We start from the raw sequence: 7,493 nt of genomic DNA on the forward strand, positions 1-7,493 counted from the left end.
CATATCCCACAATTTAGACAATTTAGAACTATATATTGGCTTCATTCCATAGGATTATTTTATGCTTTTTCTTGCGATGGCTGTTTGGCTCCAAAGTTGCCGTCCATTGTGGCGATCGCTTTGCCTTGGACTCTTATCCCCTCTCTTGCTATGTTTGATTCCACCCCCTGTGGCGGCAGCCATGACCCCCAAGCACTACACTGAGCTGACATTTCCCGCCTTAGCGGAAATTCAAGTACCGGCCTACGAACGTCGTCAGTTGGCCAATGGCATGGTGGTCTATCTCTTGGAGGATCACGAATGGCCTTTAGTGCGGGGAGCCCTGCTCTTTCGCGCCGGCAGTCGTTGGGATCCGCCTGCTCAGGTGGGCTTAGCAGAAGTCAGTGGTGAACTCATTCGCAGCGGCGGCACCCAAGTTCGTCGTGCCGCTGAAATTGACCAATGGCTGGAGGATCGAGCAGCAACCATTGAATCGGGTGTCGGCAAAAGTTTAGGACGGATCAACTTCAACAGCCTAAAGGAACACAGTGAAGCGGTTCTGAGCCAACTGGCGGAAATGCTCCAAGCGCCAGCAGTAGAACCGGAGCGATTTGAACTGGCAATTCGGCGACGACAGGGGATCATTCAACGTCGGGATGATGAACCCAATGCCCAAGCAGAACGGGAATTTTACAAGCTGATCTACGGTCCTGAGAGTCCCTATGCCCGCACTCAAGAGTTAGAGACCCTTGCCAAGATCACACCAGCGGATGTGCAACAGTTTTACCGCAGGTACCTTGCTCCCTCCCGCTGTATTTTGGGCTTGGTGGGTGACTTTGATGCTTCGCAAATGGGCGATCGCCTTGAAGCAATTTTTGGCTCATGGCAAGATCCACCCAATCTCCCTCCCCTGCCCCCTATCCCTTCTGTGACGGTTGACACCTCGCCAACCACCGTGGTGATCGAGCGCCCCCATCTCTCCCAGAGCTATATCTACACCGGCCAATTGGGGGGTACGCTCAAGGATGCCGACGTGTTTAACCTCTATGTTCTCAATGGTGTCCTCAATGGCTTTGGCGGGCGCCTCTTTAATGAATTGCGATCGCGCCAAGGGTTGGCCTACAGTGTCTATGCCGCCTGGAGTCCCGAATTTGACTATCCGGGAGTGTTTTATGGCGTCGGCCAAACGCAAACAGAAACCACAGCGAAGTTTCTCAATGCCCTACGGCAGGAAATTGAGCGCTTGCAACAGGAACCTGTTAGTGCAGCAGAACTGAACTATGCTAAGGATAGTATTCTCAATTCCTTTGTCTTTAATTTTCGCGATCGCCTGCAAATTCTCAATCGTCTCCTGCGCTACGAATACTACGATCTGCCCAAGGATTTCATCTTCCGCTATCAACAAGCTGTCAAAGCAGCAACCGCAGCAGACCTGCAACGGGTGGCACAAACCCGCTTAAAGCCAGAACAGTGGCGTACCCTGATTGTGGGCAATCGCGTCCCCTGCCCTACAACCAATTGTGAGCGGCGACAACACCGATCCTAGGGAGAGAACCAGCTTTAGGATTCCAAATATTCACTAGGTCAAGCAACCATTGCTAGACGGCTGGTCTAGCTCTTTTGCAAATATAGGGGAGTAAGCTCTCATCTCAAGTATGAACCGCCGGATCAACTTACTTGCCCTGTTCCCTAACAGGATTCTCACAATTCACAATAACTCATGTAAATAATCTGGAGCCAGTTTTTTATAGGGATGCAGCATGTTGACGATACCAGGTAATTGTACGCTCCAGACCTTCTTTGAGGGAAATTTGGGCACAAAAACCAAAGGCTTCCTTTGCCTTAGTGGTATCCAGGCAGCGGCGGGGTTGACCATTGGGTTTCTCCGGCTGCCATTCGATTTCCCCTTGAAATCCCATAAGTTCGCAGATCAGTGCAACTAAGTTCTTAATGGTGATTTCTTCGCCCGTACCTAGGTTGACAGGATCGGGATCACTGTAAGCCTGGGTGGCCAAGACAATCCCACGAGCAGCATCCTCGACATAGAGAAATTCACGGCTAGGGCTGCCGTCGCCCCATACGGGAATCACGTGCTCTCCCTGTTGCTGAGCGGTGTAAACTTTGCGAATTAAAGCCGGAATGACATGGGAACTCAGGGGATCAAAGTTATCCCCTGGACCATAGAGATTCACAGGCAGAAGGTAAATGCCATTAAACCCATACTGCTGCCGATAGGCTTGTAGCTGAACCAGCAAGGCTTTTTTAGCAATGCCGTAGGGGGCATTGGTTTCTTCGGGGTAGCCGTTCCACAGATCGCTTTCTTTGAAAGGAACAGGGGTGAATTTGGGATAGGCACAAATTGTTCCCACACAAACAAATTTCTCAACACCTGCGCGATAGGCACAGTCAATGAGTTGTGCACCCATCATTAGGTTGTCATAAAAAAGTTCAGCGGGCTTGGCTTGGTTGAGGCCAATCCCCCCCACATGGGCAGCAAGGTGAATGACAATATCTTGGTTTTGAACAACCGCTTGGCAGGCAGACAGTTGGCGGAGATCGGAGTCGCGCGATCGCACAACAGTAATTTGTTCAGGTACTGCCCCTGCTTTTTGCAGTTGTGCCACCACATAGCGTCCCAAAAATCCCGCCCCCCCAGTGACGAGAATTCTCTTTTGACTTAAATCCATTGCTAGTCTGCCTTGCTGATAAACTGCCGCTGAGCCATGAGATCAAGCACGGTGTCAGAGGTGGTTTTGGGCGTTTTCCCCATGGCGCCCACGGCCTGAAGATCCGCTTCCACCATTAGCGCCACCAGTTCGGGAAACGTGACCGAGGGCTGCCAGCCTAAAACTGTCTTGGCCTTGGTGGCATCCCCTAAAAGTAAGTCCACCTCTGTAGGACGTAGGTAGCGGGGGTCAAATTCCACATAGTCTTGCCAGTTGAGACCTACATAGCCAAAGGCCAACGCCAAAAATTCCCGTACGGAGTGAGCCTCCCCAGTGGCCACCACATAGTCATCAGGTCGTTCCTGCTGCAGCATTAGCCACATAGCGCGCACATAGTCCTTGGCGTAGCCCCAATCCCTCTTAGCATCCAAGTTGCCCAAATAGAGCTTGTTTTGTTGGCCAGTAACAATCCGAGCAACGGCACGGGTAATTTTGCGGGTCACAAAGGTTTCGCCCCGCCGAGGGGAGTTGTGGATCCAACCTTGGCCAATTCCAGCATGAAAGGTACCGGAGGTGGTGGCTAAATCAAATACCCATCCTGCGTAGGCGATCGCGTGGGCTTTAAGGACTTCGTCCTTTGGTGTACAGCGATGCTCTCCCGATTGTGGGGGCTGCGGACTGTTCAAATTCAGCCTGTAGGCGGTGCGATCGCCCTGTGTTTCAAGGCAGAGGGTAATGCGTTGCTCCAAGGTGGTGCTGACCAGCCAATAGAGACCTGCCGCCACTGCCGGCGAAGTTGTGCAAAAGCTCTGAAACTCGGAGGTACTGCCCAGGCCAGCCCCAGCGCTAAAGCCCTCAAGAAATGCTAAGCGAGCGGCATGATCAGCGTTGAGAATGCGTTGGGGAATTCGCCTGTGGCCCCCACGGGTATAGATTTGGGCGTAGAGGTAGCGGCCATAGTCGCAATTGCCCTTGAGGTGCAGTGAGGTTACAGGCTGAGCATTTGGCCAGTCGTTTGCAGCCGCGCACTCACCGGTGTACCCTGCGGCAACTTTCCGCCATGTGGCACCGACTCGGGTCAATAATTCCGGGTCTTGGCTAGCGACTTTTACTGTGCCTTCAGGGGTAAGATGCCCCTCTGCAACTAGAATTCCTAGAAGCCAAGCTTCGCTGGGGCTGACCTCCACTTGCTCCGTAGCTGGGGGGAGATCAATGAGGGCAAGGCGATCGCCCACTTGTACCTGTTGTGCCTCCTTCGAGCAAGGCGTGTCACCATGGCGGACAAAGACTTGATGATCGGCAGTCGTTTCGTAGAGGGCTGCTCCTGCCACGATCTGATGAACTGTTTTATCGCCGCCATTCCAAGTGGCGGTCATGCAAGTCACCGTTGTCCAACCCTGGGCATCCCAGACCTCAAAGCAATCCTCGGGCGCTAAGTCGGTTGTGTAGCGTTGACCCTCTTGGGGAGCGGGGGGGTGGGGAACAACATCGGCAATGGGCAGAATCTCGATTAGTCCCTGTCGCCGCAGGATCACCGGTGTGGTTCCAGTAACACACTCGTGGTTGAAGAGAATGCCATTACAGGCAAAAAGATTATAGGCCTCGCGATAATTCACGGTTTGCCAGTGGGCATAGACCTTGGCACAGGCGTAGGGACTGCGGGGATAAAAGGGGGTTGTTTCCCGCTGTGGCACTTCCTGCACAAGGCCAAACATCTCCGAGGAACCCGCTTGGTAGAACTTGACCTGTTTGCCCGTGCGCTCTTGGTATTCGCGGATTGCCTCGAGAAGTCGCAGCGTACCCATGGCCACTGTCTCGACAGTGTATTGCGGGGCGTCAAAGCTCACCCGCACATGGGATTGTGCCCCCAAATTGTAAATTTCATCGGGCTGACTCAGTTCTAGAATACGTCTTAGGGTACCGCCATCGGTGAGATCGCCATAGTGCAGGCGTAGAGCAGCTCCCTCTTGATGGGGGTCAACGTAAATGTGGTCAATGCGATCGGTGTTGAATGTGGAAGTGCGGCGAATAATGCCATGGACTTCATAGCCCTTTTCCAAGAGGAGCTCGGCGAGGTAGGAGCCATCTTGTCCTGTAATGCCTGTGATTAATGCCCGCTTGCGATCGCCCATCAGTTATTGTCCTAGCCTCAGACCTAAACGCTCTGGATAACCCACAGCTCGCTTTAAGGCTGCTAAGGAGCGATTGTAATTCAAAATGGCTGCAAGCAGGTTGCCTTGGGCTTGGGTTAAATTAGTTTCGGCATTGGCGACCTCCTGTTGAGTCCCCACCCCCGCTTGAAAACGCAGGCGAGCAAGGCGCAGTCCCTCAGTGGCTTGGGTAAGAGCTGTTCGCGCTGTGGCAATGTTTTTCTCATTGGCCTTGAGATTGGCGTAAGCAGTTTCCACCTCTAAGCGGATGAGGTTCTTCTGATTGGCGTATTGTTCCTCAGCGGTTGCCGCAAGGGCTTCTTGGCGAGCGGCACTGGCACGGGCATTGCCGCCATCAAAGAGAGCGAGTTGCATTTGTAGCCCCACCCCATAGCCAAAGCGAGGCGCCAGATCATCGGCAACTTTGTCCAGCATATTGCCACTGGCAAAGAGACTGAGTTGGGGACGTGTAGCCGCCAATGCCACCTGACGATTTTTCAGGGCAATCGTGCGCTGTAGCAGCCGCTGCTCTAGCTCAACACGGTTTTGATAGGCAAGGACAATACTCTCATCAAGAGAAAGTGACCATTCTTCAGCGGGTTCGACGCGGTCAGCGATCGCCACATCCACCGTCTGGCTTAGATTTAACCGCTGTGCCAACTGTCGCCGCGTGGTGATTTCCAAGTTGCGAGCTTGGTTCAAGTTTTGCTCGGCATTGGCAAGGCTCACCTCTGCAGTCAACACATCCAACAGCGTTCCCACTCCTGCTTGCTCAAAGGCCTTAGCATTGCGCAATGTCACTTGGGCATTGGCCACCGCTGCCTCCCCAATTTGCACCTGGATCTTGGCCTGTTGTGCTAAATAGTAATCATTGGTAACGTCAAGGATCAGTTGTTGAAGTTGGCGTTGTACCTCCAATTCACTCAAGCGCACTTGGTTGCGAGCTGCTGCAATGGCCGCCGATCGCCCGCCCCCCGCAAACAACGTATAGTTCATAACCAGTGCCGCATTGGCAGTTGCGCCATTGGTCGCTCCAAAGAGGTTGGTAAAAAAGTTTCTATAGCTCAGTTGATTGACCGGCGCAAGGGTAATTGGGGTGAAATTGGAGGGCGTAGCCGCCTGAGTGGCGCTATTTTGCAGTTGTTGCAGTTGCTGTTGTAGCTCAAGGTTTTGCTGATCCGACAATGTCGTTAATTGGGGGCCTTGGAATCGTTGTTGCAGCCGTTGCACCTGAGTATTCAAAATACTACTGGCGGCCAGTTGTTGAGCGAGAAGCTGTTGCTGAGCTTGTTGCTGTTGCTGCTGTTGCAGGGAAAACTGCTGTTCAAAGTTGAGGGGCAAGGAGACGGGCTGGCCGCCGGGGGAGGTATTCTGGCCAATGCTGGCTTGAAACGCAAGGCTAGGATAAAGCTGTGCTTGCACTTGTTGCAGTTGCGCCCGTGCCCGCTGTAGTTGTAACTCACTAATCTGTAGGCCAATGTTATTGCGAATGGCCACCTCAATGACTTGCTCTAGGGTGAGGGGTTGACTGAGATCAATATTGACTGTTTCAGGAAGCGCTAGTCTATCGGGGTTGGGGTTCAGGGGCGTGAGGGCAGCCGAGGCTGGCGTTTGAGAAGAAGACACCTGTGCCACTGGAGTAGTGGTGGGTGTAGCTTGCAGCGGGCTAAGCAATATCACGGGGGCGATCGCGAGAAGTCCCGGCATGAGCATTTTGGGGGGATTCAGGGCAAGACCGTTCAACATAAAGAACTTAGATGCTCAACCTACTGAACCCAGCCATTGTAGAAATCCGCCTAAGCACTGCTGAAGATTGGCAGCATACAGCCATTTGCTTTATTCCCACAACACAGCTATTCTGCAAAACTTTAACATGGATTCTCGGTTGCGATCGCCCCCCAGAGCAATCAGGATTGAAAAGGGGGAGAAAACTGATCTAGAATAAAGAACCCTCAAAAAGGAGAGGTGGCTGAGTGGTCGAAAGCGGCAGATTGCTAATCTGTTGATAGGCAGGTAACTCCTATCCGAGGGTTCGAATCCCTCCCTCTCCGTTAAGAAATATCATCAAGCCCATAGCTAAAGCCTATCTTTTGCCGTCCTACAGTAAAGCCCGAACGGATCAAGGGCAGGAGATAATAAAAGAACATGATATGGGATAAAGCGATGGCCAGCGACTTCGTCATGACGATTCTCCCCGGTATGACCGTGAAGGTCAACAATCCCAACGATACCTACTACCAATTTCAAGGAATTGTGCAGCGGGTTACAGATGGCAAAGCAGCAGTGCTTTTTGAAGGGGGAAACTGGGATAAGTTGGTTACCTTTGAGATCGGCGAGCTAGAACCGGTTGAAAGCACACCTAAAGGAAAAGTGAAAAACTAAACGATGGCGCGGCAATCGCCTTCCCCCCCTCCCTTTGCCGAAATTATCCAGACAGCAACGGATCACTGCATTGCTCAGTGCCATGAACCCGCCAACCTAGATTTTCCTATGGTGCCCGCCTTAGGTAGTTGGGTACGGATTCCCGAAGGCGATCGCGTGGTTTATGGCATTGTTGCCTATGTGGTGACGGCTCCCATTGACACCATTCACCGTGCCACTGCCTTGGGGCTATCGCTAGAGCAATTGCGGCAAGAGCAACCCCATATTTTTGCTATGTTGAAAACGGAGGTCACAATCGCCATCGCTGGCTTTGAGG

The 7,493-nt window shown here is 52.6% G+C and carries 6 protein-coding genes, 1 tRNA gene and 1 pseudogene; 4 read left to right on the forward strand and 4 right to left on the reverse strand.

From position 1 onward, the window contains the following. Nucleotides 1-61: 61 nt before the first annotated feature. A complete protein-coding gene (locus P3X23_RS11360) occupies nt 62-1,525 on the forward strand; it encodes a pitrilysin family protein (RefSeq protein ID WP_300876841.1) in 1,464 nt (487 codons plus the stop codon). A 199-nt stretch (nt 1,526-1,724) separates the two neighbouring features. Here P3X23_RS11360 and P3X23_RS11365 read toward each other — a convergent pair whose 3' ends face one another. From P3X23_RS11365 to P3X23_RS11380, 4 genes and pseudogenes are all read right to left on the reverse strand, one after another. Further along, entirely contained in the window at nt 1,725-2,666 is a 942-nt protein-coding gene (locus P3X23_RS11365) for a GDP-L-fucose synthase (protein WP_300876844.1), read from the reverse strand. 2 nt (nt 2,667-2,668) lie between these two features. Then, on the reverse strand, nt 2,669-4,021 hold the full coding sequence (locus P3X23_RS11370; RefSeq protein WP_300876853.1) for a GDP-mannose 4,6-dehydratase: 1,353 nt from the start codon (nt 4,019-4,021) through the stop codon (nt 2,669-2,671). 180 nt (nt 4,022-4,201) lie between these two features. Continuing rightward, nucleotides 4,202-4,777, reverse strand: a pseudogene (locus P3X23_RS11375) (GDP-mannose 4,6-dehydratase); the annotation flags it as partial. Nucleotides 4,778-4,780: 3 nt separating this feature from the next. Then, complete coding sequence (locus P3X23_RS11380) at nt 4,781-6,541, reverse strand: TolC family protein (protein ID WP_300876846.1); 1,761 nt, start codon at nt 6,539-6,541, stop codon at nt 4,781-4,783. A 213-nt stretch (nt 6,542-6,754) separates the two neighbouring features. On the opposite strand from P3X23_RS11380, the gene P3X23_RS11385 reads away from it, so the two are divergent. The 3 genes from P3X23_RS11385 to P3X23_RS11395 form a co-directional block, all read left to right on the forward strand. After that, a tRNA-Ser gene (locus P3X23_RS11385) sits at nt 6,755-6,846 on the forward strand. Nucleotides 6,847-6,976: 130 nt separating this feature from the next. Continuing rightward, nucleotides 6,977-7,177, forward strand: a complete 201-nt coding sequence (locus P3X23_RS11390; RefSeq protein WP_367186621.1) for an NAD(P)H dehydrogenase subunit NdhS — start codon at nt 6,977-6,979, stop codon at nt 7,175-7,177. 3 nt (nt 7,178-7,180) lie between these two features. Continuing rightward, nucleotides 7,181-7,493: HAS-barrel domain-containing protein (locus P3X23_RS11395; RefSeq protein WP_300876851.1), on the forward strand; the 313-nt coding region annotated here is incomplete at its 3' end.

Origin of the sequence: Thermosynechococcus sp. Uc (assembly GCF_029335995.1) — a bacterium.
Classification (GTDB): Bacteria; Cyanobacteriota; Cyanobacteriia; order Thermosynechococcales; family Thermosynechococcaceae; genus Thermosynechococcus.

What these genes read in the sequence shown, in the direction of transcription:
- P3X23_RS11360 (WP_300876841.1), top strand. Translation starts at nt 62, where the DNA reads ATGCTTTTTCTTGCGATGGCTGTTTGGCTCCAAAGTTGCCGTCCATTG.
- P3X23_RS11365 (WP_300876844.1), bottom strand. Translation starts at nt 2,666, where the DNA reads ATGGATTTAAGTCAAAAGAGAATTCTCGTCACTGGGGGGGCGGGATTT.
- P3X23_RS11370 (WP_300876853.1), bottom strand. Translation starts at nt 4,021, where the DNA reads ATGACCGCCACTTGGAATGGCGGCGATAAAACAGTTCATCAGATCGTG.
- P3X23_RS11380 (WP_300876846.1), bottom strand. Translation starts at nt 6,541, where the DNA reads ATGTTGAACGGTCTTGCCCTGAATCCCCCCAAAATGCTCATGCCGGGA.
- P3X23_RS11390 (WP_367186621.1), top strand. Translation starts at nt 6,977, where the DNA reads ATGACGATTCTCCCCGGTATGACCGTGAAGGTCAACAATCCCAACGAT.